The sequence below is a fragment of the Vibrio sp. 1CM23M genome (assembly GCF_023161755.1).
Lineage (GTDB): Bacteria > Pseudomonadota > Gammaproteobacteria > Enterobacterales > Vibrionaceae > Vibrio > Vibrio coralliirubri.
In genome coordinates this window covers 388,338-410,911 of sequence record NZ_JALNTR010000002.1, presented here as the reverse complement: position 1 = coordinate 410,911, position 22,574 = coordinate 388,338, and the positions used below count along the sequence as shown (strand labels likewise).

Genomic DNA, 22,574 nt, shown 5'->3' with positions numbered 1-22,574 from the left:
TTCTTCTAAGCACTATCGTATTTATATCGCTTTGATTGATAAGAAATTTACAAAAGGTTGATATAGTGTTTGAAGCGCTAGCTTATGCTCTTAGATAGGCTTGATAGTTCAATGCGCCAATAACGAAGAGGCATCAATGACAGCACTACTAACCATTCCCACTCGAACATTAGGTTTCGACTACGATATTGAGATCCGAGACTGGTCTCAAAAGCTCGTCGGCTTTCATGTGTTTGAAGATGGTAGACGACCGCTTGATGGGGGTATTGGGCTGAGCCTCAACCTTGTTGAACAGTTTGACGTGAATGGTCGTTGGTTAGACTCATTGCCTGCGCGTTATCGTGAAATCACCGACGACTTTCCAGAATACCAATACCAGATGCTGTGGCTAGCAGCGAATACCTATGAAGCCGCGCAATTGCTTGAATTAAGGCCAGTTATTTTGGCTTTGATCTGTATGAAATACAGTGTCGATAATCAGAAAGCATTGGCACTGAGTCGCTTAGGACAGAAGAAGATCCTTGCTAAGTTGGGTTTAGACAGCAGTAAGGCGACACTCAAATTCATCGACAAGCTAGAGCTTCATTACAATGTTGGTGATGAACTCGACCACATTGTTCGCATTCTCGAACCGCTGCAAAGACGAGTTCTTAAATTCAAGCATTACTCAAAAGTTGGATACACAGCCCTGCGTCTGGACCAAGTTCATCCATTTTTAACCGGCAGTCGATTAGGGATTGCAATGGTGGAAGAGGGCAGACTTAATGCACCGTCGAAGATGGCGATGTTCCAAGATGCGATATTGCTAGGGCAAGATTTGGAGATGGATGATCCACTGCGCGCGATTACCAGCCAGAACTCATTCGCGATGTTTGAACAACTGCATGATCGCTGGACGGAGCAACGCCAATTACGTCGTTTGGAGGGTAATCGCCCAATGGATAAAGACATCCCTTATCCCGTTCCTTTACTCGGTAATGACAACATTCATCCGCTCACTGATTATTACGACCTTGAACACGAAGGTATAGAGCAGAAGCACTGTATTGGTGTGTATCACAATCGAATCATGAGCGACCGTTATGTGGTGTTCCGCATGCTCAAACCTCAGCGTTTAACCATAGGTTTACGTCGCGTCCCGAGCAAAGCATTTCCGTTTGAAATAGACCAAATCTGCGGAAAACGAAATGCACCGCCGTCGGAATCCGCTCGCCAAGTGATTCACGACTGGTTAGAAGCGAGTAAGCAAAAGTACCCTAAGCAATAGCCATGAAGTAGAAGGAATACAGGATGTTTCAGCAAGGCGATCTTTGCCCGCATTGTGGTTTGATTATTGTTATGCCTACGGATCTCCAAGGTGAATGCCTAGGATGCGGCGAAGAAATTAATCAAGACCCAGCAGACGATTACGACGAAGAAGAGTAGCCTTTACCTACACTTAGATTAAACAAGGCTAGGATAGCCGAATTACACTCTTTCAAAGGACGGAAAAAATGCAGAAAGTAATCTTTAGAAATTGCGATGAAAGTTCGCCTTATTGGAGTGAGTTAGAGGGCTTATTTCAAAGCGAATGGTCTGATTTCAAGTTTAAAGATACCTATAAAGAAAACGTACAACTTCCTCCAGTAATAACCGTACTTCGCGATAATGTGGTCATTGGTGGCTTGGCGTATTCCTATTTTCAAGAACCTCACCAAGTGCGTGATGTGGTGTGGATCAACGCCGTGTTCGTCGCCCCTCAATGGCGCGGCCAAGGTATTGCGAGTGAACTGATTAATCGTGGTGTCAGACAGGTTTCTTCTGGAGTGCAATCTCAACTCTACGCATACACCAATATCATGGGACTCTATCAAGGGCTAGGTTGGTCAGTTGTCGATATCGAATCAGAACCGAACCATAAAGTGATGAGTATTGAGCTTAATCGATAAGCTCGGAATAAAAGCCTGATATTAGGTTATCTAACGTTCGAGTAATGAAGCTCTCCCTTTCATCCATAACGCATAAACCTGTTAAATTTTCGTTGGAACTCATGCCGATATCGCCTTTAAATCAAACAACTAGCTGTTGATTAGACCTATCAACACGATTTATCGCAGCAGTTGTTGAGCACAAAGCCTATATTGACTAGAATGACGCACTTTTTTTATTTACGTACATACAGGTAATGAACATGAGCGATACTAATTCAAGACCAGCTTTACCAGATCATCTTGCAGGTAACCCACGCAGCCCACACCACGTTGCTGAGTGTTTCGAATACCCAATCGGCATTCGTCTAAATGGTAAAGAGCGTACTGATGTTGAAGAATACTGCATCAGCGAAGGTTGGGTTAAGATCCCTTCTCCAAAAGCGCTAGATCGTTTTGGTCAGCCAATGCTTATTACTCTAAAAGGCACTGTAGAAGCTTTTTACATCGACGCATAGTCACGTTGTGTGGCTAGCTAATACTTCGAGTAATTAGCTAAGGTTTGCCTAATTAGCCAACATAAAGCCACCAAGCGTTATTACCTAAAAGGGTCTAGAGAAATCTAGACCCTTTTTGTTTGCATTAATTTTGGGGAACTTCTTTAACCAATAGCCCAAACCACCTTCATAACTCCACAGATTCAACCAAAATTGTCGTTATTCACTATGCATTCGCAGTAATAACAAAGTTGTTGTTGGTTGATTCATGTTCGCTCGCTCTTTTGGGATTTATCCATACTCGAAAGTTCTGATGTTTAATTAAGCAGATACAAACAAAAACATGAAGCGCAGTCTAATTAAGTGAAACTAATGTGCTGTATTTAAAGTTATTTTTTGTTAATGACTACCTCTATCACAGAAATTAATCCTGAAGCACATACAATTCCCTTGATTTCGAATGAGCGCTAATTTTTTCGTTCGAGCATTTTAATTCTTCCTTCGCCCAATAATTATGAGGTTCCTATGTTTGGAATATTCAAACCTATGGCGCATATCGATCGCTTGTCATCAGATAAGATCGATAGCACCTACACACGACTACGATGGCAGCTGTTTCTCGGCATCTTCGTTGGCTATGCGGGGTACTACTTAGTCCGTAAAAACTTTAGTTTGGCGATGCCTTATCTCATTGAACAAGGTTTTAGCCGCGGAGAACTAGGGGTTGCATTAGCGGCGGTATCTATCGCTTACGGCTTATCTAAGTTCTTAATGGGCAGTGTTTCTGACCGTTCTAACCCTCGTTACTTCCTCAGTGGTGGCTTGTTAATGTCGGCGTTGGTCATGTTCTGCTTTGGCTTCATGCCATGGGCTACAGGTAGCATCACTGCGATGTTTATTCTGCTGTTCTTGAATGGTTGGTTCCAAGGTATGGGTTGGCCGGCTTGTGGACGAACCATGGTTCACTGGTGGTCACGCAAAGAGCGTGGCGAGATCGTATCGGTATGGAACGTTGCGCACAACGTGGGTGGCGGTTTGATTGGCCCGATGTTCTTATTGGGACTGTGGGCTTTTAACGATGATTGGCGAACCGCTTTTTATGTTCCTGCATTTTTTGCCACTCTCGTTGCTGCCTTTGTTTGGTTTACTGTAAGAGATACACCTCAATCTTGTGGTTTACCGCCGATTGAAGAACACAAAGACGATTACCCAGACGACTACGATACGTCTCATGAGAAAGAAATGACGGCGAAAGAGATCTTCTTTAAGTACGTTTTCTCTAACAAACTGTTGTGGTCAATCGCGATTGCTAACGCGTTTGTTTACCTTATCCGTTATGGCGTACTCGACTGGGCTCCGGTTTACTTAAAAGAAGCAAAAGACTTCTCTGTAGATAAATCATCTTGGGCTTACTTCTTGTATGAGTGGGCAGGTATTCCTGGAACGTTATTGTGTGGTTGGATTTCAGATAAGCTATTCAAAGGCCGACGTGCACCTGCAGGTATCTTGTTCATGGTTCTAGTGACAGTTGCTGTGTTGGTATATTGGCTGAACCCAGCAGGTAACCCAACGGTTGATATGTTGGCACTGGTTGCAATTGGTTTCCTTATCTATGGACCTGTAATGCTGATCGGCTTGTATGCACTGGAACTTGCGCCTAAAAAAGCAGCGGGTACAGCGGCTGGTCTAACAGGTTTGTTTGGTTACTTAGGTGGCGCGGTTGCTGCGAACGCAATACTCGGCTTTATGGTTGACCATTACGGTTGGGATGGCGGCTTCATTATTTTGGTCGGCGCTTGTGTGGCTTCAATAATCTGTCTGCTGTACGCCTTCCTAGGTGAGCGCGCGCACCACAAACAAAAAGATCTCGAACGAGAGAAAGAAGCGCTAGCTCAGTAGTGTATTTACTGAATAACATCTATAAATAACAACAGAGGCAGGTATATCCTGCTTCTGTTTTATCAAGGGGAAACAATAATGAAAACAACGTCACTGTCTCTGACCTTATTAGCACTAAATTTATCTGCAAATGCGTTCGCCGATCCTTTAGTGATTGCGCATCGCGGCGCTTCTGGTTATTTACCTGAACACACATTACCCGCTAAAGCTCTCGCTTATGCGATGAAACCCGACTACATCGAACAAGATGTAGTGATGACCAAAGACGACCAATTGGTGGTTTTGCATGATCATTATCTAGACCGAGTCACCGATGTGGCAGATCGCTTTCCAACACGTGCTCGTTCAGATGGCCGCTACTACGCGATTGATTTTACGCTCGCTGAGATCAAATCATTAAAGGTGACCGAAGGCTTTAACTTCGATGAACAAGGCAACAGAGTGGCAGGGTACCCAACACGCTTCCCAATGTGGCAGTCTGATTTTCGCGTACCAACGTTTGCTGAAGAAATCGAAATGATCCAAGGATTGAATAAGACCTTAGGTTATGACGTGGGTATCTATCCAGAGATAAAAGCACCTTGGTTCCATCGTCACGAAGGCAAAGACATCTCCAAAGCTGTACTTGCGACCTTGCATCAATATGGTTACCTATCAAAAGACGACAAAGTGTATTTGCAGTGTTTCGACGCCAATGAACTTCAACGTATTAACGATGAGCTCATGCCAGCGATGGAAATGGATCTTAAGCTCGTTCAGTTGATGGCCTATACAGATTGGAAAGAAACCATGACGTACCATGGTGACAAAGCAACGCCGTACAGTTACGACTGGATGTTTGAAGCTGGTGGCATGGAAAAAGTGGCGACTTATGCAGAAGGAATCGGCCCTTGGAAGCCAATGTTGGTGGACGATGCATCGACCAAAGATAACATCATTATTAAACCGTTAATGAAGTCAGCAAAAGACGCGGGCTTAGACGTTCACCCGTACACGTTCCGTGCTGACCCAGGAAGAATCCCAGCTTATGCTGATAACTTTGATGGCATGTTGGATGTCTTCTACAACCAAGTCAAAGTTGATGGTGTGTTTACTGACTTCCCAGACAAAGCGGTCGATTTCTTGAACCGTTAATACCCTGCCAATTACGAGCTATTAGTAACGAGATATTCAGAGCTACAAGCACAGACTAAAGGTGCTTTTGGCTCTTCTTTCACTTTTTGGGTCTCCTTGTACTGGCCTCGAAATCCTACCTATATTCTTCTTTCTCAGCCCACATTTTGATATTCACTCGGTTTACAGCAATAACCTGACTTGATAGGTTACTCCCAATGCAGCCAGATGCTTAATCTATAAGTATTTTCGGCTCAACCTGATATTGAATTTGGAAAGATCATGGAAGAAAGAAGCAAAGCTTATCTTGATAGCTACCTCAACACATTACCAGCAGACGTTGCTTCGCAAGACACCTCTTTCAGTGCCGACTATTACTGCGCCGACGAGTACAACGCCAACCTCTGCGCTCAGTTGATTCTCAAAGGAGAAAAACAAGCGTCTTGCAGCCTTGAATACTGGTACAGCCATGAAGGCGAGGCGAGACCAGTAGTTGGTCACTTGCAAGTCGTCACTGACTGGGATGGCAAGCCCGTTTGTATCGTTGAGATCACGTCGGTGTCGTTGTGCAAATACAACGAAGTGACTGCTGAGTTTGCTGCTGCAGAAGGCGAGGGTGACAAATCACTCGAATGGTGGAGAGAAGCTCACTGGAATTTCTTCTCACGTGAATGTGAAGAGCTCAAGATCTCACCAAGTGAAGACATGTTACTTATGTTGGAGCGTTTCAAAGTGGTTTATAAATAGTGAAGTCTCAGCGCGTGTCGTGTTGAATCGGAAGGCTTGGCACTTTAGGTATCTTTGACTAAAGCAAGATAATTGTACTCCGAACCGCTATTGTCCTTACCAAACGTCACTGCGACTCCACATTTGGGCTATGTTGAGTAAAATAGCTACGAACTCTACTTCGATATCGCCTTCGACAACATTCTGTCCTATTAAAGGGATGGCATATAGCGATAGAATCTGCCCAAAGCAATAAAAAGGTAGAGAAGTATGAGCTTAACAATCAGAGAAGTCGCGGTGGAAGATGCACAAGGCATTATTGATGTATTGAATCCAATCATTATCGAAGCGCGTTATACGATCTTGGATCAGACTTTTACTGTTGATGAAGAAAAGGCATTCATAGAGTCGTTTCCAGAACGTGGTGTATTTAGCGTTGCACTCAACGAGACGACCAACCAGTTGCTTGGTTTTCAGAATGTAGAACCATTCGCTACTTACACTAAGGCCTTTGACCATGTTGGTATTATTGGCACTTATGTTGATGCAAATAGCCGTGGGCAGGGCGTTGCTAAACAATTGTTCGATTACACATTTAAGGCAGCGAAAGCGAAAGGTTATGAAAAGCTGTTCGCCTATGTAAGAGCAGACAACGAGCGCGCGTTAGCGGTATACCTTAAGCAAGGTTTTGACATCGTCGGTACGGCTAAGAAACACGGTAAGATTGGCGACCAGTACTTTGACGAGATCCTGATAGAGAAGTTTTTATAGGCTCGCTTAAACACTAGAGAATTCATCGTATGCAGGAGGCAAGATGACAAAGCTAATCGAATTAACAGAAATAGTCTTATTCGACTGGGGCAATACGCTGATGGTCGATTTCCCAGACGTGCAAGGGAAGATGTGTGACTGGGAAACCGTACAAGAAGTGAGTGGTGCTCGCGCATTACTGGCTGAACTATCGAAAACTCACCAAGTTTATGTTGCTACCAATGCCGGTGACTCCAGTAAAGACGACATCATTCGAGCATTTGAGCGTGTTGGCCTGTCTCAATATATATTGGGTTACTTTTGTAAGGCGAGCATTGGCTTTTCTAAGTTCGAGTCGGGGTTCTGTCCTGCCATCATTTCCAAACTCGGTGTTTCACCACAAGATATCACCATGGTAGGTGACACCTTAGAGAAAGACATTTATCCAGCATTTGAAGCGGGTTTGCAAGCGGTGTGGTTGAACACGGAAGGTGCTGAGCTTAAGTCAGAGCATCCACGTATCGTGCAAGTTAAAAGCCTAAGCGAACTGTTGGAGAAACGCGATTAATTCTCTGATATTAAGTTCAGATAAAGCGCTTGTCTGTTTTGACGCCAATCTCTCATCTCTTTGCTGTCTAATCCTCTAAGCTAACTCTAGTTTCCACTATGAGGGCTAGGTTATGAGTATCGAACGTCACGGAATATCGGTTGGAATTGAACGTGTTAGCGGTGAAACCATTGTTGTGTTTAAAGCGAAAGGCAAACTCACACACGATGACTATCAAGCAATGATGCCAATTCTGAATACCACGCTAGAAGAACTCGATTCATCTAAACTCAAGATGCTGGTCGACATCTCCACCTTAACGGTTTGGGAGTTGCGTGCTGCTTGGGATGATTTCAAACTGGGATTAGAGCTCAATTCGAAGATAGACAAAATTGCGATTTATGGTGATAAAAGCTGGCAAGAATTCGCTTCAAAAGTAGGGAGTTGGTTTGTGTCTGGTGAGATCAAGTCATTCGAAGACCACGACTCTGCGCTTAAGTGGCTAGTCGATTGATTCTATCTACGAACAACTAGAAAGTAATCCGTAAACAACGCCAATGACAGTTAACGAGCATTGTCTCGAACGCTGTCATTTTTCGTTTTGGCGATGATATTTCCTATTCGATTCAATAGAGTATATTCATTGCAGCGTGTAACATACCCAGGCTGTGTTTGGTCGCGACTAATGGTGTGGCTAGATTCAGTAATAACGAGAACTAAAACAGAAATAAGGTCTAACGACATGCATAAGGTAATTGATAAGCTGGCTTGGATATTCATCAAAGACGGCAAGCTGTTGATGGTGAGATCAAAAGGCAAAGAACTGTTCTATCTACCGGGTTGTAAGCGTGAAACTGGCGAAAGTGATGAGCAAGCACTGGTTCGCGAAATCAAAGAAGAGATCTCAGTCGATTTAGTGCCTGATTCCATCAAATACGTTGAGACGTTTACAGGCCAAGCTGATGGCAAAGCGGAAGGCGTATCAGTGCAATTGACTTGCTATCTTGCTGATTATACTGGCGAACTGTCTCCAGATGCCGAAATCGAAGAACTTAAGTTTGTTGATGGCAACGACAGAGCGGTATGTTCATTGGCAGCACTGGTTGCGCTTGATTGGTTAGAAGCGAACCAGTATTTGGCTTAAGGTTTCAGCGGCTATTAGCAAATGCTGAAGATTGATCTTCAAAAGATCATCGCTTACGAATAGCTTGAAGGGCGGCTGTCTTTCATCAACAGGTCGAGTTTCCTTTGAGCTTTCTTCGTGTCTTGTAAATCCACCACCTCAATCATTTCACACTCATCTCGTACCATCTCATTAATTAGGCTTGGGTAATGTCGGCAATCTTCTGGTCGGTCTAAGTAAATACTGCATGTGTACTTGGCTTGAGCCTTGGTGTCTTTCGTCGGAACCAGCTCCAGAAAAGGGCATCGAGTTAAACGTTCGCCAGATTCAGGGTCAAACCATATCTCGCTTCCTCGAACATATTCAAAGATGTCTGGGTTGAACAGCTCCCACAAATCGATCTCTTCTTGAGTCGCGGCAAGGTCGCCATCTCCGTATTTGATACAGCATTTTCCGCATTGATTACAATCTTTCATTATCGACTTCATTGGTTGGTGAGCTTTTATCATTTTACCACTGATAGGCGTGGCACGTTGACTTTGTTGTTCATGGTTAAGCCGTTACGGGGAGGGAACATGGAATAGCGGCACTTAAAATCAACTTATCTATGCACCACCACTCCAATCAAAGCTGTAAACAGTGATACAATTTGCGCCTCTCACGTTATTCAAGCAAAGGCATCAAAATGAGAACCGTATACACCACCGAAGGCAACATTAACGCAAAGAAACAAAAAGAGGCTTACCCAAAGCTCGCTTTATGTGACAAGTGCGTTGGTGACTATGTGGTTATCGAGCAAGGTGAACGAACTTACAAGCCTTGTGCTAAATGTGGTGCCGACGATTAATGCGCCTTGATAAATACCTATGTAAAAGCACTGACCTGACCAAACCTGAAGCGATTGAACGCATCCATAATGGCGAGGTGAACGTAAACAGTGAGGCTGTGACCGATGAATCGACTCAGGTTCATGAAAGCAACACCATCTTGTTTAATGGCACGCCGCTCAAGTTGCGTGAATTTCGATACCTTTTAATGCACAAGCCTGCGGGTACTATTTGCTCCAATATCGACGAAGTTTATCCTTCATTGTTCAACTACATCGAGATAGACAAAGCATCAGAACTGCACATAGCAGGACGCTTAGACGCTGACACCACAGGCTTAGTCTTGATTACCGATGATGGGCGATGGTCATTCAACATCACGCTGCCAACCAAGTCATGTAAGAAGGTGTACCGCGTGACATTGTCACGGGATATCAAAGGCGATGTCGCCGACAGATTCAAAGCGGGTATTCAATTGCAAGGCGAGCAAAAACTGACGCGTCCGGCAGAGCTCGAAGTGATTACCAGTAAAGAAGTGCTGTTGACCATTACAGAAGGTAAGTTTCATCAAGTGAAACGAATGTTTGCTGCAGTAGGGAATCGAGTTGTTGGCCTGCACCGTGAACAGATTGGAGACGTTCGTTTAGATGTTGAAGCAGGCCAGTGGCGTTATCTAACTAAAGCCGAAGTCGACTCATTTCAGCAAGACTCTCAATAAGAGCTCGGAATAAACGCCGCAACTACTTAAAGCGTTAAGCGTGTCAGCACCAGAATATCAACACTATAAGGATGTAGGATGGAAAACCTCAAAGTCTCAGAAATTAAGTCTTTTGTACCCGCGAAAGACTTCGATTTATCCAAGCGTTTTTACCAGTCAATCGGCTTCGAGCTGATGTCTGAATTTCACGATCTCGCCTATCTACGACACGGCGGTTGTGCGTTCCTTCTGCAAAACTTTTATGAACCTGCGCACTGTCACAATTACATGATGCACTTGCTGGTTGAAGACGTAAAAAGTTGGTATCAACACATCCAAAACTCTAATGTAGTGTCGGAATTTGAAGTTACCGTTTCCGAGGTTGTTGAACAGCCATGGGGAATGCTTGAGTTTTGTATCACTGACCCAAGTGGTGTGCTGTGGCGTGTGGCTGAAAACATTAGGCCGCGTTAATTCATCCAACTTGTATTGAGGCCAGTGAAAACTTCAAATTATCCATCTGTTTCTTTATTTATGCCGACATAAGGCAATGATCAAATAGGTTCAAACATGGATATAAAGGCTAAAATGCACAGCCAAGACGTTTACTACTGTGACGACGTGGATTTGGTTGCTGAGCAAACTAAATGCTTAGAAGTGCTATATGATTTCAATCACACTCGCCCGAGCGAAGGTGATAAACGACAGCAGATCATGAAGCAGTTGTTCGCCGAAGTCGGTGAGGGCTGCTACATTGAACCACCATTACATGCGAACTGGGGGCGTCACACGCACCTAGGTAACAACGTATACGTGAACTTCAATTTAACTCTGGTCGACGATACAGACGTATTCATCGGCGACAACGTGATGATTGCGCCAAACGTGACCATCGCCACTGGCACACATCCCATCAGCCCAGAACTCAGGCTAAAAGCAGCGCAGTTCAATGTTCCCGTTCGTATTGGCAACAACGTATGGCTTGGCGCGCACACAGTCGTACTTCCCGGTGTCACCATTGGTGAAAACTCAGTAATAGGCGCAGGGAGCATCGTCACCAAAGACATCCCAGCTAATGTCGTCGCAGTCGGCAATCCATGCCGTGTGGTACGCGAAATCAACGAACGCGACCGAGAGTATTACCACAAAGATCGCCGCATTCCAGATGAACTAAAGTAAGCGATTTTTCACACGCCTGAAATTAGCTGTGACATAAGCCATTGTTATGAAATAACTTAGTTGCATATTAATTGCCTATCTTAGAAACTAGACAGAATTATTCTGGATTCAAATGCGGAATTTTTCTGTCTGATAGCACATAGATTAAGATTTTCATACAAGGAAGGTTTATATGTCTGATAATGGAATAGAGCTACACTGCAGTCAATGTAATCAAAAGACAATACATCGAAGACTAAATAGTTCGGAAATTGAGGCACAAAAAACCGTAAAGAATAGCCCAAAGCACAAAGTTCTTCATTTTGTGTTTAGCGTATTACTCAACCAAAACAGCTCTAAATCAAACATCAGTTACTTCAAGTGTACTGTTTGTGGTTCAGAGTACAGAGATAATGAAAGCATGCCTCATGGCTGGAGCTAAACTCATCGTTATACTTTGTACTAACAAATCGCTTAACAAAGACTCCCAATGCGTGGCATTTTTAATATGTGTTGCGCTAAGTGTTCAAGGCGGGATGCGGGCGCTTTTGTATTGCGTTACTCATGCCTTAGCAAGGCGATATGCTCAAGGAGGGAGTTTTGCTCGATTTATTCAAAAAAGTGGTTCTCATTAACCTATCAGCTGCACTTGTGGTTATAGCTCTAGCCCAGTTTGTTCCCTTCTTCGCGACTACTCAGTTGATCGACTTCTTGTTCTTTGTTGTCATCGTTATATGGATTATAGCGAAACTAATGTGGGAAGGAGGCATCCATAGTAAGACAACTCGGTTAGATGATCCGAGAACAGATAAGGTCTACAAAATGGTAGAAGGGCATGATTTCGAAAAAGATCAGCACGATCACTATCGCATGAACTACCAGACAGGTTTGGTTTTCTTTATAGCCGGTCTACCTGCATTTATTACTTGTTTAGTTCTTCAATTTCATTGAGTACGAACATAACAATAAGATTCACAATGCATGGCATTTTCACTGTGCGTTGGTTTAAGTGTTTAAGATTATATTACGTTCCTGACCACTTAAGCGGGCATCATCTCCATCCAATTCTTCCAGAGTTAAAGTAACTATCCATATCGAGTCTTAATAGTTTGTTTAGGTTCACGGTGCTTTTCTTAACCATTTGTTAGAGTGACATTTCAATGAGCATGGAGGTTTTATAATGGGTACTGTAATCGGTTTGGTGATTCTAGCTGCGATAGATTGGTATCTTGTTCGTAAAACAGGGCTTCATATTCATAATTGGATTTCTAAAAAGTATGCCGCGTATCTGTCGGAGAAGGGAAACAAAAAATAACCTTTCTTATTAAGTCATCGGTATAAAAAGCGTTATCTGCTATTCATTTCACACACTGCAAAGATTGGAGGATTCATGAAAGGTAAAGGAAAGTGCCTATGTGGCTCAGTTGAGTTGGAAGTAGAGTACGCCAGTAATGAATTGGGGGCTTGTCATTGTAGTATGTGTAGAAATTGGTCTGGCGGTCCGATGTTAGTCATTGATTGCTCTGATTCCGTCAAAATATCAGGTGAATCAAATGTAGTGAGATATAAGTCATCCGATTGGGCTGAGAGAGGGTTCTGCGGTAAATGTGGTACTCACTTGTTTTACTTTTTAGTGCCAAATAATCAGTATCACCTTCCTGTCGGTTTATTGATGTCTGGGGATGACTACAAGTTAACTCATCAGATATTCATCGATGAAAAGCCCGAATACTACGAATTTAAAAATGAAACACATAATATGACTGGTGCAGAGGTATTTGCCCACTTTGAAAGTGGAGAGTAAATATGAAGCGAGATTTTTCTATATTAGCGACAACCGATTACGGAAACATACTAAGTAACGAGCACTTTATTGACTTTAGTATTGGTCCTCTTTGGCAGGGAATGCCACGAATTTTTGGAGAAGCGTTTACTGTCCAGTTAACGTCTGGTGATAATTTAATGCTTCATTCAGCCATATACGAAGCACCAGAAGGTTCCATCATTGTAGTGGATGGAGTTGATAGCGAATATGCCGTAGCCGGCGGTAATGTATGCGCAGTCGCGAAGAATCGAGGTATCAAAGGTTTTATTATTGATGGTGTCATTCGAGATTTGGGTGAAATTTCAGATATGAAGTTTCCAGTTTTTGCGAAAGGTGTTCATCCAGTTCCGGGAAAGAAAGAGGTCTATTCTGAGCTGGGCGCTCCAATCACTTGCGGCGGAGTAATGGTCTCTACGGGAGATATCATTGTTGCCGATGTAGAGGGTATTGTCGTTATTCCTAAATCAAGAAAAGACGAAGTGTTTCTAATGGCTTCAAAGAAAGCAAGTGACGAAGCTTCATTAACACTCGCTGAGTGGGAAACGAGTCATAGGGCTAAAATAGCCCAAGCAATAACGTCTGCGAAACAAAAAACTTAATTGGTGCAGCAAGCTGATTTGTAACACGTGGCATTTATCATCAATTAACAGGCGTTAGGCGACAACGAATAAATTCATCTATGGAGAAGAGAGTGATCGTACGGACTGCGACGAAAGAAGACTCAAGTGTCTTGTTAGAGTTTATTGAACAAAAAGCTGACTTTGACCGGAGTATGAAAGGGTTTAGTGGTGAAATCTCGACAACTATAGAGAAAATCGAACGCACATTATTCGGTGATTACGCATTTGCCCATGCATTAATATTGGAACGGAATTGTGAGCCTTTTGGCTTCGCACTGTATCACTATCGATATTCATCCTTCAGTGGAGAGCCATCAATCTGGCTTGACGACCTATTGGTAACAGGAAATCAAAGATCAAAAGGGTATGGCCGTGAACTTATGTTGGCTTTAAAGTCACAAGCGGAGTCATCATATGCCTCTCACATCTCATGGACGGCAAGTCCACATAATAAGAAAGCGCATGATTTCTACAAAAGGTTGGGTGCAGAGGTTCAGCGAATGGATGGTCAAAGACCTTATTTCCGTTGGGCAATGTACGATTCGTGATCAGATAAAAAGAGAACGATGAATAAACAAAAACTAAAGAACCTCATTCAACAAGTTCCTGAGCTAATCGATACAGCCAAAGTATGTCGTGAGGTGGGCTTGCCAAACTTCTATATTGCAGGCGGAGCTATCACTCAAATCATCTGGAATGATATCGAAAACAGACCGCTTCTAGACCAAGTCAAAGACTTCGATGTTGTCTATTTCAATAGTACCTCAGCTATCACCGAAGATGAGTTCAAAAACCGCATTCGTTCGCGGTTAAGTCATTGTGTCGACGTGGACGTAAAGAACCAAGCGACCATTCATGAGCATTACGCTAAGAAGTTTGGTTGCTTCATTCAACCATACGATCGTGTTGAACAAGGTATCGAGTCTTGGCTCTCTGCATTTGCTATCGGGTTTACTTTGAATGATTCAGGCGGCATCAAGTTGTTTGCCCCATACGGTGTAGAGGACGCTTTTGATATGCTGATTAAGCCGAATAAGCGAGCAATGACAGAAGTAAATTACAACAAAATGACCACTGGCTATAAGGCTCGATGGCAGCAAGTAAAAGTGCTTCCTTGGAATTGATCTATAAAGCTTTGTGGGATCGCTCTTAACATTGGGTATTTAATTCAGTTTGGCGTCAGTGGTAAATTTGAATCTAGTCTCAGCATTGTTAGTGACTTAGTTGTACGTTATGTGATTTGGAAACAACGAGGTCTGGTTTATGAAATACGCTCCAATTAAAGATGAAATTACGTTTGATGATTTCGCAAAATTAGATATTCGTGTCGGCTTAATCGTAAAGGTTTCTGAAGTCGCTAAATCAGATAAGCTGATGAAACTCACCGTCGACTTTGGCGATCATCAGCGATCAATCTTGGCTGGCATCAAACAAGAGCGTGAAAATCCGAAAGAAATCGAAGGCAAGCAAGCTTTGTTTGTTGTGAACTTGCCTGAAAGAAAGATGGCGGGTGAAGTGTCTCAAGGGATGTTGTTTGATATTGGTTATGAAGATAAATTAAATCCGTGTTTAGCTTGTCCTGAAACCGAAATGCCTAATGGTGCTCGAGCTGGGTAACGTACACATAAACGTGAACAATAATGTAAGACGGAATAACGCGTATCTTAACTTAAAGCGAACATCATAGATGGAACACAAAACAGGGTACAAGAGATGAAAGCTGGTACGCCAAGAGATTATAGCGAAGACATGTATAACGTTTATTTTGAAGTTGGAGAGTGGGAAGGAACTGCGTTCAACATACTTGAGTCGTTTGTTGGTCAGTCACCGTCAACGTCTATTTCACATTTGGAGTTTGGGTATGAACTTGCGATGCCTATCCAATGTGTACCAGATCTCGTGAGGCTTTTGACTGAGAAAAATATCGCTATTTATCAGATCGTACGCGGTAACAAAATACTAGAGTCATAAAGATATTGGTCGAAGTAGAACAATGAATTAATCGAGATTGATTCGTTATACATGGTACTTATCGTTGAAGGTTGGATTTCTTTCTTAAGGAGTTTTAAGTGAGTCATGAAGTAAGAGTAGGTGTAGCTGCGGTTATTCTACGTGAAGGACGAGTACTACTTGGAGAACGAATTGGTTCTCATGGGGCTCATACGTGGGCAACGCCGGGCGGACACCTTGAGTGGGGTGAAAGTATCGAAGAGTGTGCCAAACGCGAAACACTCGAAGAGACTGGCTTAGTTGTTAGTACATTTGAGAAGCTGACTTTTAGCAATGATATTTTTGAGAAAGAGAACAAGCACTATATAACGCTGTTTGTTGTTGTTTCTGACGCTAGCGGCGAACCACAGATAACAGAACCTGATAAATGTAAGCAATGGAAATGGTTTAAGCTAGATGAGTTACCTGAGCCACTGTTTCTTCCTCTGACGAATCTGTTGAGCGATCCGGTTATCCTTGGGAAGCTAGCGCAGTAATACAAATTGTTAGGCCGTTGCTATGTGAGTACAGGAAACAATCAAATGGAATTAAAGTGTCACTGTGGAAATGTGAGCTTAGAACTGAGCTCGCTTCCAGACGAAGTCGGGGAGTGTAATTGTTCTATCTGTCGTCGTTATGCTGCCGCTTGGGCGTATTTTTCTCCAGAGCAAGTTCAAATCAACTTGAGCGAAAAAACTGAGTTTTATTGTTGGGGCGATAAAGAAGTCGAATTTCATCGCTGCAAGTCATGTGGATGTTTAACGCATTACGTAACGACAGAGAAATGCTCCGCAGATATTTTGGCCGTGAACATGAGAATGGCCGAAAATGAAGTGCTTGCAAGTATCCCAGTTCGTAAGATCAATGGCGCAACGTACTAAGTCAACTAACAAGGTACTCTCACTGCGCCTTGCAGTATTGAAACGGTAGGTTTGGTCGTATTAAGGAGATGTTCGATGTTCAAGTGTCCAAATTGTGGGGCGTCGGTTTCTATTAAAGAGAAATCAAAGTTGCATCCTTCCAAGCACATGCCATGTAGACAATGCGCTCAAGTATTGAAGCCTTTTACTATTTATTACTACTCACTCTTTTTTGTTGCTCCTTTTACGGTTTCGACTTCAATGAATTATGCTGGGTTTAGCACTTTTGGTGCCATGGTGCTTAGTTTTACATTGTTTTACGTGTTGTTTGTGTGTCAGCCAATAAAGAAAGTAACGCAATAGCCCTCTAGCATTAAAAGAAGAGGACTAATCAGTAATATAATAATGAGACAGGTAAATCATGACATTACGAGTAGTTCCAGAGCTTTATTGTTTCGATATTAATGTGAGCAAATCCTTCTTTGTCGATGTGTTAGGGTTTGAAGTGAAATACGAGCGCCCAGATGAGGAGTTTGCTTATCTAACGCTTGATGGTGTTGATGTGATGCTTGAAGGGATTGCGGGCAAAAGTCGAAAATGGCTTTCAGGTGATCTGGCGTTACCTTTAGGGCGTGGCGTAAACTTTCAATGGGATGTTATCGACATCGAATCTCTATATCAGAGAGTTAACGAAAGCTCCGCTGATTCTATTTACTTAGCGTTAGAGTCAAAGTCTTATCAATGTGGGGGTTCGATTGCGACTCAGAAGCAGTTCATAGTTCAAACTCCAGACGGTTATCTGTTTAGGTTCTGCCAAGATATTCATTAAGTCATGACCTTTTGGTTGGATACCAAATGCTGATCTTTGCGCGAAATTATTGGATGGACTAAACGTATTAACTGAGTACTAAGGTTGCATTGCTCACGCCCCAGTAATGCGTTATACAAATAGTGCGATTAAGAATGAATGAGGGTATGTAGTGAGCAATTTACCAGACGAAAGCCAAAAACGATTCATAGCGATTTTAAGCAAAAAGATGGATTTGGGAAGAACATTGAACGTGCTAGGGCACTTGAGCGTTGGCCTCTCTAATCGATTAGAAAGTGAAGAGGCTTGCTACGTTGATTATCAAGATTTGGATGGCAATGTTCACCCTAATTTATCTCACTATCCTTTCATCGTGCTGAAAGCAGACAACTCAAATAAGCTTAGAAAAGTGCGCGAAGAAGCGTTCAGTCGTGGTATTAAATTTACTGATTTTACGAGCTCAATGATCGAAGGTGGTTCTGCTGAGCAGCAGCAACGAACCAAAGAAATCAAAGAAGAAGACCTTGAGTATCTTGGTGTATGCCTGTTTGGTGACACGGAGATTCTACGTGAGTTTACAAAGAAGTTTAGCTTGTATAAGTAACTCACTTTAGTGGTTTAGCTATCTGCTAGTAAGTGCATCGAACATGTTACATAAGCCGTTAATCCAGAGATAGGAAGTCAATGGAATACCAATTAGATATCGAGCCCTCTGATGACGACATTAATGAAGTCAGAGGCGGGTTAATCAAACACAACACACCGTTTCTGGAAGGGTTCCCCAAGTCTCAAGTTGCGTACTACGCGATGGAGGAAAGCAACAAAGTCGGTGGCATTATCGCTGACCTTTGGGGGAACTGGTTACTGATTAAGTTTCTCTGGGTCGATGATTCGATGAGAGGAAAGCAAGTCGGCAGTAAACTACTTAAGCGTATTGAAGAGTATGCACAGTCTCAAGGCTGTACGTCGTCATTGGTCGATACATTAAGTTTCCAAGCCAAACCTTTCTATGAGAAACGAGGGTATGAATGCCAGATGGTGTTAGAAAATTACCCTGTAGATTCCTCGCTATCGTTTCTCACCAAGTCGCTCGTCAAAAAGTAGCGTATTAAGCGCCCGTTTATACAAGGAGAGTAGAGTGGTCAACATTCGGGAAATGGCAATTTCAGACTACGACTCAGTGATCGCGTTGTGGTGCCGGACAGAAGGCATGAGTATTCGCGATGCCGATTCGAAACAAAGTATTGGGAGCTATTTAGATCGTAACCCCGATCTGAGTTTTGTGGCTGAAAATAACAACGAGATCATTGGCGCTGTGTTGGTCGGAACGGATGGACGTCGTGGGTATTTACAACATTTAGCTGTCTCGGCCAACTTCAGAGGGCAAAAGTTAGGTTGTAAGCTTGTCGTAGAGGCGGTCAACGCCCTTGCAGGGTTAGGTATCCCGAAGACCCACTTGTTTGTCTATAACGACAACATCAACGCTCAACAGTTTTACGAAAAGTTGGGCTGGTTTCCTCGAGATGAAGTTCGAATGTACTCGTTTAATAGCTCGGATAATAGTAACGTTTAGCCTTATAAGTTCGCGCTGGTTGAGCTTGAATTTGTAATAGACTCGCGCGCATCTTCCCAATATCAAAACAATCCTTGGAGTATTTAGAAATGTTGTTTTCTAGTCTGTCTAAACCATCGGTTCATGGCTCCGAGTTATGTTCTGAACTGCTCAATTTCTTAACCGAGCATAAGAGTGATTTCGAAGGAAAGTTAATCCCTGAACTGTCATACATCGATGATATGGCACATGTGGTGAACGGTATCAAAATCAAAGACGTTCTACACATCAATGCGAATCAATATCGACTTCAATATTCGTTTGATTGGGAGCTGTTTCTAGGTTGTTCAGATAGGAACGAAACTGGTGTAGAGAATGGAAGTGTTCTATTCACTCTTGAGGACGATAACGTTCTTAATATCAACTTCCCAAACTACGGTTCTCGAGACACTAGCGATGAGCTCTAGTCGGTTTTTCGTGCGTGTTATACAGAAGGAACAACAATGATAACTATCGAAAGGCTTGAAGAATCGCATGTGGCGTCAGTTCAGGCCATCCAACTCGCCGATGAACAGGTTAAGTTCGCTGGCACAGCTGCGGAGTTTTTATTAGACGGCAGTGAAACGACGCACTTGCACGTGATTAAGTCTGATAACGAAGTTGTGGGTTTCTTTAAGCTGGATATCGCTTACGCAGATCACTACGCATTCTGCCCTGAAGGAAGTATTGGGTTAAGAGCTTTTGTGCTTGATAAAAACCAGCAAGGTAAAGGTTTAGGAACTGGCACGGTCAAAGCTTTGTCTCCATATTTAAAAGCGAATTACTCAGCGTATGAGTCGATTTACTTAACTGTGAATTGCAAAAATCCAGCAGCATTCAACTGTTATAAGAAAGGCGGCTTCGAAGACACCAATGAACAGTATCTAGGTGGTGTAGCAGGCCCGCAATTTATCATGCGCGGTCAAATCGCCTAGTAATATGAAACCGATTAATTGTTGATGAGAATCACCTGCACAACTGTATGCAGATTGAGAGTCTTAAAGAACACGAGAAGGAAATTTGATGAAGGTTCAATATCTTGAAGTGGTTACCCCAGAAGTCGATGTTGTTTGTGCAACATACGCTCAGCTCTACAACGTGAAATTCAGTGGTGCAGATGTGAACCTTGGTGGGGCGCGCACTGCAAAGCTATCTAATGGCGGGGTAATTGGCATTCGAGCACCGCTTCGTGAAACTGAAGAACCAACTGTTCGTCATTACACGCTGGTTGAGGATATTCAGTCTGCAGTAACTGCTGCCGAGAAACTAGGCGCCGAAGTTGCGGTGCCGCCAATGGAGTTACCACGTCACGGGATGTGTGCCATTGTTATTCAAGGTGGCGTCGAGCTCGGATTCTGGGAGTTATAGGTGGCGCATAGCTTTTAGATTTTGAAGGACGAGATACTACGATTTATGATGCGACACCTAGTGTCTTTGCTTGCTTCATGGCATCATTCCACGCAGCTAAAACCCCAACAAGGTATGTTATGAAACAGAATATTGTCCACATTGCACTCGTGGTAAAAGACTACGATGAAGCGCTTGATTTCTATGTAAACAAGCTTAAGTTTGATCTTGTCGAAGACACGTATCTACCAGAAGAAGATAAGCGTTGGGTTGTTGTTGCTCCACCAAATTCAACCGGTGTGAGCCTGTTACTTGCTAGAGCTTCCAAGCCAGAGCAACTTGATTTCATCGGCAACCAAGCTGGTGGACGCGTATTCCTATTCTTAAACACCGATGACTTCTGGCGTGATTACGAACGCATGACGTCTTTGGGCATTAACTTTGTCCGAGAGCCTAAAGAGCAAGGTTACGGTACCGTTGCTGTGTTTGAAGATCTTTACGGTAACTTGTGGGATCTGCTTCAGTTAAACCCTGAACACCCTATGGCTAACAGGTAGATAAGCTTAGTCAACAACCCTAATTCTAGTCATACGGATTGGCAGGAGCGACATGGAAGTCACAAGGTATCAACCCAAGTATTTAACCGCTTTACAGGCGCTCTATCTAGAATCAAGACAGGACACCTTTCATTGGGCTGATGCCGACGCTTTCAAGTTATCCGATTTCGATTTAGATACAAAAGGTGAAGAAATATGGGTGGCTGTTTCTGGCGACAAGGTGTTAGGTTTTGCCTCTGTTTGGGAACCTGAAAGCTTCATCCATCACCTCTATGTTTGCCCGCGAACGCTACGTTCTGGGGCTGGTTCTGCTTTACTCAAGACTTGCAAACAACATTACCCTGATCTGACATTGAAGTGTTTGACTGCTAATGAAAACGCCATTGGCTTTTATCAGTCGCAAGGCTTTGTTATCTCATCCACAAAAGGAGAGGGACTAGAGCGTTATCACTTAATGACTTACCAAGTTTAGTAATAATAAGCTAAGTAATAACAACCATGGCAATCACAAGCGATGCAATTACAACAAGGGTCATCAAGTCGGGAGTTTAAACCGAGAATATGGAAATAAAACAGCTTTCAGCGACGCAGGTACTTCCGGTTAGGCATCAAGTGCTTTGGCCTGATAAACCGATGTCGTTTTGTATGGTGCCAGATGACGAACACGCAACGCATTACGGTGCGTTTATTGGTGAGCAGTTGGTTTGTGTCGCGTCTATCTATATCAAAGGCAATGAAGCGAGGCTGAGAAAGTTTGCGACGCTGCCTGAATTCCAAGGGCAGGGAATCGGTTCAAACGTGATTGAACATGCAATCTCGAACCTCAAAGATTTAAACATCCAATATTTTTGGTGCGATGCGCGTACAACGGCTTTAGGTTTTTATCAAAAATTTGGGATGGCTGTCGAAGGCTCTGAATTTGAAAAATCGGGCGTTGCGTATTACAAAATGTCGGTTCATTGGGAGTAACACTTCTCTGTCGCTAGGTTAACCCCCCGCACCGCTAAATCATCAACTTAAGTTAAGGAAGCTCATCGTGGAAGAAATCAAAGGCATTCTGCAATTCATGGTTGAAATTGAACAACTAAAGGATGTTCATCGACAAACAAAACCTGTTGGATTGGACCGATATGAAAACTCGGCGGAGCACAGTTGGCACGTCTGCTTGAGCGCTCTTATGTTAAAAGACTATGCCAATGAAGAGATCGATATTACGCGAGTGATGAAGATGTTGCTGATTCATGACCTTGGGGAGATCGATGCCGGAGACACCATCATTTATGCCAGTGAAACCGAAGAAAACAAGCTCAAAGAGAGAAATTGTGTCGAGCGCTTGCTGAAATCATTGCCGAGCCATTTAAGAACCGAGTATTTGGATCTATGGCTTGAGTTCGAAGCGGGAGAGTCACCGGAAGCTAGATTTGGTAAGGCGATCGATAGAGTGCCGCCTTTACTTCATAACATCCATGGTGGTGGTCACAGCTGGAAGACGCACAACATATCCAAAGATAAAGTACTGACCTTTAATGGCGAGCGTATTTCTAAAGGCAGTCGTGCTCTATGGAAAGAGCTAGAAGTGCAACTTGAAGGGGCTGTGGACAAAGGGTTATTGAAGTAAAAATTAACTATCTTGCCAAGGAATGACAAAGAAGTTTCAACCTAACAACGTTTAAATTAAACTCGGGAATTCATAGTGTTACTTCAGCGTAGCAAGCCTATTGTTAAAGGAATAA

At 43.2% G+C, this 22,574-nt stretch carries 37 protein-coding genes and 1 pseudogene; 37 read left to right on the top strand and 1 reads right to left on the bottom strand.

Annotated elements, in window-relative coordinates; all coding sequences use genetic code 11:
- Positions 1-136: 136 nt before the first annotated feature.
- The 12 genes and pseudogenes from MSG35_RS07190 (at position 137) to MSG35_RS07140 (ending at position 8,583) form a co-directional block, all read left to right on the top strand.
- Positions 137-1,267, top strand: coding sequence for a PcfJ domain-containing protein (locus MSG35_RS07190; protein WP_248383527.1), 1,131 nt, complete (start codon positions 137-139; stop codon positions 1,265-1,267).
- Positions 1,268-1,290: 23 nt separating this feature from the next.
- Entirely contained in the window at positions 1,291-1,425 is a 135-nt protein-coding gene (locus tag MSG35_RS24030; protein ID WP_017059202.1) for a hypothetical protein, read from the top strand.
- 68 nt (positions 1,426-1,493) lie between these two features.
- Positions 1,494-1,928 carry a GNAT family N-acetyltransferase gene (locus MSG35_RS07185; RefSeq protein WP_248383526.1) on the top strand — a complete coding sequence of 145 codons (435 nt, stop codon included), beginning with the start codon at positions 1,494-1,496 and terminating at the stop codon, positions 1,926-1,928.
- Between the two features lie 242 nt (positions 1,929-2,170).
- Positions 2,171-2,425, top strand: a complete 255-nt coding sequence (locus MSG35_RS07180) for a DUF3297 family protein (protein WP_017059204.1) — start codon at positions 2,171-2,173, stop codon at positions 2,423-2,425.
- A 504-nt stretch (positions 2,426-2,929) separates the two neighbouring features.
- Complete coding sequence (gene glpT / locus MSG35_RS07175) at positions 2,930-4,303, top strand: glycerol-3-phosphate transporter (protein WP_248383525.1); 1,374 nt, start codon at positions 2,930-2,932, stop codon at positions 4,301-4,303.
- A gap of 78 nt (positions 4,304-4,381) precedes the next feature.
- Positions 4,382-5,437: a glycerophosphodiester phosphodiesterase gene (gene glpQ / locus MSG35_RS07170; RefSeq protein ID WP_248383524.1), complete on the top strand. Its 1,056-nt coding sequence runs from the start codon at positions 4,382-4,384 to the stop codon at positions 5,435-5,437.
- A 261-nt stretch (positions 5,438-5,698) separates the two neighbouring features.
- Entirely contained in the window at positions 5,699-6,163 is a 465-nt protein-coding gene (locus tag MSG35_RS07165; protein ID WP_248383523.1) for an ASCH domain-containing protein, read from the top strand.
- A gap of 78 nt (positions 6,164-6,241) precedes the next feature.
- Positions 6,242-6,358, top strand: a pseudogene (locus MSG35_RS07160) (D-2-hydroxyacid dehydrogenase family protein); the annotation flags it as partial.
- 54 nt (positions 6,359-6,412) lie between these two features.
- Positions 6,413-6,913 carry a GNAT family N-acetyltransferase gene (locus MSG35_RS07155; protein ID WP_248383522.1) on the top strand — a complete coding sequence of 167 codons (501 nt, stop codon included), beginning with the start codon at positions 6,413-6,415 and terminating at the stop codon, positions 6,911-6,913.
- A gap of 43 nt (positions 6,914-6,956) precedes the next feature.
- The gene (locus MSG35_RS07150; RefSeq protein ID WP_248383521.1) at positions 6,957-7,460 is read left to right on the top strand and encodes an HAD family hydrolase; all 504 of its coding nucleotides are present in this window, start codon (positions 6,957-6,959) and stop codon (positions 7,458-7,460) included.
- 112 nt (positions 7,461-7,572) lie between these two features.
- The gene (locus MSG35_RS07145) at positions 7,573-7,953 is read left to right on the top strand and encodes an STAS/SEC14 domain-containing protein (RefSeq protein WP_248383520.1); all 381 of its coding nucleotides are present in this window, start codon (positions 7,573-7,575) and stop codon (positions 7,951-7,953) included.
- A gap of 228 nt (positions 7,954-8,181) precedes the next feature.
- A complete protein-coding gene (locus tag MSG35_RS07140) occupies positions 8,182-8,583 on the top strand; it encodes an NUDIX domain-containing protein (protein WP_248383519.1) in 402 nt (133 codons plus the stop codon).
- Positions 8,584-8,636: 53 nt separating this feature from the next.
- Here MSG35_RS07140 and MSG35_RS07135 read toward each other — a convergent pair whose 3' ends face one another.
- Positions 8,637-9,038 (bottom strand): YkgJ family cysteine cluster protein, encoded by a 402-nt coding sequence (locus tag MSG35_RS07135; protein WP_017065706.1) that lies wholly within the window; start codon positions 9,036-9,038, stop codon positions 8,637-8,639.
- A 209-nt stretch (positions 9,039-9,247) separates the two neighbouring features.
- Between MSG35_RS07135 and MSG35_RS07130 the strand changes: the two genes are divergently transcribed.
- The 25 genes from MSG35_RS07130 (at position 9,248) to MSG35_RS07015 (ending at position 22,459) form a co-directional block, all read left to right on the top strand.
- Positions 9,248-9,409, top strand: a complete 162-nt coding sequence (locus MSG35_RS07130; protein WP_017059212.1) for a hypothetical protein — start codon at positions 9,248-9,250, stop codon at positions 9,407-9,409.
- Entirely contained in the window at positions 9,391-10,107 is a 717-nt protein-coding gene (locus MSG35_RS07125; RefSeq protein ID WP_348983478.1) for a pseudouridine synthase, read from the top strand. Before MSG35_RS07130 ends, MSG35_RS07125 begins: the two co-directional genes overlap by 19 nt.
- Positions 10,108-10,185: 78 nt before the next feature.
- The gene (locus tag MSG35_RS07120; RefSeq protein ID WP_248383517.1) at positions 10,186-10,560 is read left to right on the top strand and encodes a VOC family protein; all 375 of its coding nucleotides are present in this window, start codon (positions 10,186-10,188) and stop codon (positions 10,558-10,560) included.
- 96 nt (positions 10,561-10,656) lie between these two features.
- Entirely contained in the window at positions 10,657-11,265 is a 609-nt protein-coding gene (locus MSG35_RS07115; RefSeq protein WP_248383516.1) for a sugar O-acetyltransferase, read from the top strand.
- Positions 11,266-11,844: 579 nt separating this feature from the next.
- Complete coding sequence (locus tag MSG35_RS07110) at positions 11,845-12,195, top strand: hypothetical protein (protein WP_059019687.1); 351 nt, start codon at positions 11,845-11,847, stop codon at positions 12,193-12,195.
- A 229-nt stretch (positions 12,196-12,424) separates the two neighbouring features.
- Positions 12,425-12,559, top strand: a complete 135-nt coding sequence (locus tag MSG35_RS24025) for a hypothetical protein (RefSeq protein WP_282449836.1) — start codon at positions 12,425-12,427, stop codon at positions 12,557-12,559.
- 75 nt (positions 12,560-12,634) lie between these two features.
- Positions 12,635-13,048: a GFA family protein gene (locus MSG35_RS07105; protein ID WP_017068325.1), complete on the top strand. Its 414-nt coding sequence runs from the start codon at positions 12,635-12,637 to the stop codon at positions 13,046-13,048.
- A 2-nt stretch (positions 13,049-13,050) separates the two neighbouring features.
- Positions 13,051-13,668 carry an RraA family protein gene (locus tag MSG35_RS07100; RefSeq protein ID WP_248383515.1) on the top strand — a complete coding sequence of 206 codons (618 nt, stop codon included), beginning with the start codon at positions 13,051-13,053 and terminating at the stop codon, positions 13,666-13,668.
- Between the two features lie 80 nt (positions 13,669-13,748).
- A complete protein-coding gene (locus tag MSG35_RS07095) occupies positions 13,749-14,237 on the top strand; it encodes a GNAT family N-acetyltransferase (protein ID WP_060981970.1) in 489 nt (162 codons plus the stop codon).
- Between the two features lie 18 nt (positions 14,238-14,255).
- Positions 14,256-14,813, top strand: a complete 558-nt coding sequence (locus MSG35_RS07090) for a nucleotidyltransferase family protein (RefSeq protein ID WP_248383514.1) — start codon at positions 14,256-14,258, stop codon at positions 14,811-14,813.
- A gap of 139 nt (positions 14,814-14,952) precedes the next feature.
- A complete protein-coding gene (locus MSG35_RS07085; RefSeq protein ID WP_017087128.1) occupies positions 14,953-15,306 on the top strand; it encodes a tRNA-binding protein in 354 nt (117 codons plus the stop codon).
- Positions 15,307-15,402: 96 nt separating this feature from the next.
- Positions 15,403-15,660 carry a hypothetical protein gene (locus MSG35_RS07080; RefSeq protein WP_248383513.1) on the top strand — a complete coding sequence of 86 codons (258 nt, stop codon included), beginning with the start codon at positions 15,403-15,405 and terminating at the stop codon, positions 15,658-15,660.
- A 98-nt stretch (positions 15,661-15,758) separates the two neighbouring features.
- Positions 15,759-16,175: an NUDIX hydrolase gene (locus tag MSG35_RS07075; RefSeq protein WP_248383512.1), complete on the top strand. Its 417-nt coding sequence runs from the start codon at positions 15,759-15,761 to the stop codon at positions 16,173-16,175.
- 45 nt (positions 16,176-16,220) lie between these two features.
- A complete protein-coding gene (locus MSG35_RS07070) occupies positions 16,221-16,559 on the top strand; it encodes an aldehyde-activating protein (protein WP_248383511.1) in 339 nt (112 codons plus the stop codon).
- A 400-nt stretch (positions 16,560-16,959) separates the two neighbouring features.
- Positions 16,960-17,367, top strand: coding sequence for a VOC family protein (locus tag MSG35_RS07065; RefSeq protein ID WP_248383510.1), 408 nt, complete (start codon positions 16,960-16,962; stop codon positions 17,365-17,367).
- 151 nt (positions 17,368-17,518) lie between these two features.
- Positions 17,519-17,950, top strand: a complete 432-nt coding sequence (locus MSG35_RS07060; RefSeq protein WP_050648970.1) for a DUF2000 domain-containing protein — start codon at positions 17,519-17,521, stop codon at positions 17,948-17,950.
- Positions 17,951-18,030: 80 nt separating this feature from the next.
- Positions 18,031-18,450, top strand: a complete 420-nt coding sequence (locus MSG35_RS07055) for a GNAT family N-acetyltransferase (protein ID WP_248383509.1) — start codon at positions 18,031-18,033, stop codon at positions 18,448-18,450.
- Positions 18,451-18,484: 34 nt separating this feature from the next.
- Positions 18,485-18,919 (top strand): GNAT family N-acetyltransferase, encoded by a 435-nt coding sequence (locus tag MSG35_RS07050; protein WP_248383508.1) that lies wholly within the window; start codon positions 18,485-18,487, stop codon positions 18,917-18,919.
- An 89-nt stretch (positions 18,920-19,008) separates the two neighbouring features.
- Positions 19,009-19,365, top strand: a complete 357-nt coding sequence (locus tag MSG35_RS07045) for a hypothetical protein (protein ID WP_248383507.1) — start codon at positions 19,009-19,011, stop codon at positions 19,363-19,365.
- A 36-nt stretch (positions 19,366-19,401) separates the two neighbouring features.
- The gene (locus MSG35_RS07040; RefSeq protein WP_248383506.1) at positions 19,402-19,872 is read left to right on the top strand and encodes a GNAT family N-acetyltransferase; all 471 of its coding nucleotides are present in this window, start codon (positions 19,402-19,404) and stop codon (positions 19,870-19,872) included.
- 88 nt (positions 19,873-19,960) lie between these two features.
- Positions 19,961-20,305, top strand: a complete 345-nt coding sequence (locus tag MSG35_RS07035) for a hydroxylase (protein WP_017063932.1) — start codon at positions 19,961-19,963, stop codon at positions 20,303-20,305.
- A gap of 119 nt (positions 20,306-20,424) precedes the next feature.
- Positions 20,425-20,841, top strand: a complete 417-nt coding sequence (locus tag MSG35_RS07030; protein WP_050649968.1) for a VOC family protein — start codon at positions 20,425-20,427, stop codon at positions 20,839-20,841.
- Between the two features lie 52 nt (positions 20,842-20,893).
- The gene (locus tag MSG35_RS07025) at positions 20,894-21,313 is read left to right on the top strand and encodes a GNAT family N-acetyltransferase (protein WP_108195313.1); all 420 of its coding nucleotides are present in this window, start codon (positions 20,894-20,896) and stop codon (positions 21,311-21,313) included.
- 89 nt (positions 21,314-21,402) lie between these two features.
- Positions 21,403-21,810, top strand: coding sequence for a GNAT family N-acetyltransferase (locus tag MSG35_RS07020; RefSeq protein WP_248383505.1), 408 nt, complete (start codon positions 21,403-21,405; stop codon positions 21,808-21,810).
- A 67-nt stretch (positions 21,811-21,877) separates the two neighbouring features.
- Positions 21,878-22,459 carry an HD domain-containing protein gene (locus tag MSG35_RS07015; protein WP_248383504.1) on the top strand — a complete coding sequence of 194 codons (582 nt, stop codon included), beginning with the start codon at positions 21,878-21,880 and terminating at the stop codon, positions 22,457-22,459.
- Positions 22,460-22,574: the final 115 nt, after the last annotated feature.

Bases quoted from the DNA above. Each gene is read 5' to 3' on its own strand.
- MSG35_RS07190 (WP_248383527.1), top strand. From the start codon at position 137: ATGACAGCACTACTAACCATTCCCACTCGAACATTAGGTTTCGACTAC.
- MSG35_RS24030 (WP_017059202.1), top strand. From the start codon at position 1,291: ATGTTTCAGCAAGGCGATCTTTGCCCGCATTGTGGTTTGATTATTGTT.
- MSG35_RS07185 (WP_248383526.1), top strand. From the start codon at position 1,494: ATGCAGAAAGTAATCTTTAGAAATTGCGATGAAAGTTCGCCTTATTGG.
- MSG35_RS07180 (WP_017059204.1), top strand. From the start codon at position 2,171: ATGAGCGATACTAATTCAAGACCAGCTTTACCAGATCATCTTGCAGGT.
- glpT (WP_248383525.1), top strand. From the start codon at position 2,930: ATGTTTGGAATATTCAAACCTATGGCGCATATCGATCGCTTGTCATCA.
- glpQ (WP_248383524.1), top strand. From the start codon at position 4,382: ATGAAAACAACGTCACTGTCTCTGACCTTATTAGCACTAAATTTATCT.
- MSG35_RS07165 (WP_248383523.1), top strand. From the start codon at position 5,699: ATGGAAGAAAGAAGCAAAGCTTATCTTGATAGCTACCTCAACACATTA.
- MSG35_RS07155 (WP_248383522.1), top strand. From the start codon at position 6,413: ATGAGCTTAACAATCAGAGAAGTCGCGGTGGAAGATGCACAAGGCATT.
- MSG35_RS07150 (WP_248383521.1), top strand. From the start codon at position 6,957: ATGACAAAGCTAATCGAATTAACAGAAATAGTCTTATTCGACTGGGGC.
- MSG35_RS07145 (WP_248383520.1), top strand. From the start codon at position 7,573: ATGAGTATCGAACGTCACGGAATATCGGTTGGAATTGAACGTGTTAGC.
- MSG35_RS07140 (WP_248383519.1), top strand. From the start codon at position 8,182: ATGCATAAGGTAATTGATAAGCTGGCTTGGATATTCATCAAAGACGGC.
- MSG35_RS07135 (WP_017065706.1), bottom strand. From the start codon at position 9,038: ATGAAAGATTGTAATCAATGCGGAAAATGCTGTATCAAATACGGAGAT.
- MSG35_RS07130 (WP_017059212.1), top strand. From the start codon at position 9,248: ATGAGAACCGTATACACCACCGAAGGCAACATTAACGCAAAGAAACAA.
- MSG35_RS07125 (WP_348983478.1), top strand. From the start codon at position 9,391: ATGTGGTGCCGACGATTAATGCGCCTTGATAAATACCTATGTAAAAGC.
- MSG35_RS07120 (WP_248383517.1), top strand. From the start codon at position 10,186: ATGGAAAACCTCAAAGTCTCAGAAATTAAGTCTTTTGTACCCGCGAAA.
- MSG35_RS07115 (WP_248383516.1), top strand. From the start codon at position 10,657: ATGGATATAAAGGCTAAAATGCACAGCCAAGACGTTTACTACTGTGAC.
- MSG35_RS24025 (WP_282449836.1), top strand. From the start codon at position 12,425: ATGGGTACTGTAATCGGTTTGGTGATTCTAGCTGCGATAGATTGGTAT.
- MSG35_RS07105 (WP_017068325.1), top strand. From the start codon at position 12,635: ATGAAAGGTAAAGGAAAGTGCCTATGTGGCTCAGTTGAGTTGGAAGTA.
- MSG35_RS07100 (WP_248383515.1), top strand. From the start codon at position 13,051: ATGAAGCGAGATTTTTCTATATTAGCGACAACCGATTACGGAAACATA.
- MSG35_RS07095 (WP_060981970.1), top strand. From the start codon at position 13,749: ATGGAGAAGAGAGTGATCGTACGGACTGCGACGAAAGAAGACTCAAGT.
- MSG35_RS07090 (WP_248383514.1), top strand. From the start codon at position 14,256: ATGAATAAACAAAAACTAAAGAACCTCATTCAACAAGTTCCTGAGCTA.
- MSG35_RS07085 (WP_017087128.1), top strand. From the start codon at position 14,953: ATGAAATACGCTCCAATTAAAGATGAAATTACGTTTGATGATTTCGCA.
- MSG35_RS07080 (WP_248383513.1), top strand. From the start codon at position 15,403: ATGAAAGCTGGTACGCCAAGAGATTATAGCGAAGACATGTATAACGTT.
- MSG35_RS07070 (WP_248383511.1), top strand. From the start codon at position 16,221: ATGGAATTAAAGTGTCACTGTGGAAATGTGAGCTTAGAACTGAGCTCG.
- MSG35_RS07065 (WP_248383510.1), top strand. From the start codon at position 16,960: ATGACATTACGAGTAGTTCCAGAGCTTTATTGTTTCGATATTAATGTG.
- MSG35_RS07055 (WP_248383509.1), top strand. From the start codon at position 18,031: ATGGAATACCAATTAGATATCGAGCCCTCTGATGACGACATTAATGAA.
- MSG35_RS07045 (WP_248383507.1), top strand. From the start codon at position 19,009: ATGTTGTTTTCTAGTCTGTCTAAACCATCGGTTCATGGCTCCGAGTTA.
- MSG35_RS07040 (WP_248383506.1), top strand. From the start codon at position 19,402: ATGATAACTATCGAAAGGCTTGAAGAATCGCATGTGGCGTCAGTTCAG.
- MSG35_RS07035 (WP_017063932.1), top strand. From the start codon at position 19,961: ATGAAGGTTCAATATCTTGAAGTGGTTACCCCAGAAGTCGATGTTGTT.
- MSG35_RS07030 (WP_050649968.1), top strand. From the start codon at position 20,425: ATGAAACAGAATATTGTCCACATTGCACTCGTGGTAAAAGACTACGAT.
- MSG35_RS07025 (WP_108195313.1), top strand. From the start codon at position 20,894: ATGGAAGTCACAAGGTATCAACCCAAGTATTTAACCGCTTTACAGGCG.
- MSG35_RS07020 (WP_248383505.1), top strand. From the start codon at position 21,403: ATGGAAATAAAACAGCTTTCAGCGACGCAGGTACTTCCGGTTAGGCAT.